The organism is Arsukibacterium sp. MJ3, assembly GCF_000987765.1.
GTDB lineage: Bacteria > Pseudomonadota > Gammaproteobacteria > Enterobacterales > Alteromonadaceae > Alishewanella.
Map to the genome: position 1 here is coordinate 1 of NZ_LAHP01000085.1, position 846 is coordinate 846.

Consider the following 846-nt stretch of genomic DNA (forward strand, 5'->3'; position numbering starts at 1 on the left):
TAGCATCAGTATGATCACCGCCAGCGCGACCCCAGCTAATCAGTGAGTCGTTTACAATTTGATTGGCGTTAACGCCATTAAATGTAGCGCCAAGCCACTCAGTAGTCACATTAAAAGACCACTCTATAACTGCTGCTTGGGTAAATGGCGCGACCAATAATGCGGCACCCGCCACCATCCCCTTGGTAAATTTGTTCATGTTAATCTCCTTGGTGGAACAAAAGGGCGAATTACCACAAGTATTCGCGTTCTATTACTTTTTTGCATTATTCATACCAACTTTTACACCCCTGTTTTTGTTGATATTTAATATTTTTGAATATGTTATGTGTAAATTTTTATGACAATAACCATTACCTTTAACAGCTTCAGATGCGAATAAATGGTGTCATAACCCTTCTGACAATTTTCTGGTAGAAAAATATTTTTTTGATATTATTGCGCCGTAGTTTATAGCTAGCACAAATCATAACTAATTTAGTGAGTGCCGTTGCGCTGTAATATCTGCTGCAACGGTTTACCAACCCCGTTCCGGCCTGCCGGAGATTTACGAGAGAATAGAGTATGTCTGAGACCTTGATGGATAATCTAGCCGAACCTGTTGCTGCGGCGGCTGAAACGGCCGCCGCAGTTATTACCACCGCCCCCTCTGCCATAAGCTTAATTCCACCGATAGTGGTGCTGGCTTTTGCCATCTGGCTAAAGCGGCCCATTCTGGCATTAGTGCTGGGTGCCGTTGCTGGCTTGTTGTTAATTGGCAGCCCAAAAGCAGCACTGTTTAATCTGGGTGAAACCTCGGTACGGGTAATGCAAGATGAAACCATTGGCTGGTTAATTTTAGTCTGT

General features: G+C 43.6%; 2 pseudogenes. One reads left to right on the top strand and one right to left on the bottom strand.

The features are described from left to right. A pseudogene (locus VT06_RS16850) lies at positions 1–199 on the bottom strand (PEP-CTERM sorting domain-containing protein); the annotation flags it as partial. A 365-nt stretch (positions 200–564) separates the two neighbouring features. On the opposite strand from VT06_RS16850, the pseudogene VT06_RS16855 reads away from it, so the two are divergent. After that, positions 565–846 (top strand): annotated as a pseudogene (locus VT06_RS16855) (sodium:proton antiporter); the annotation flags it as partial.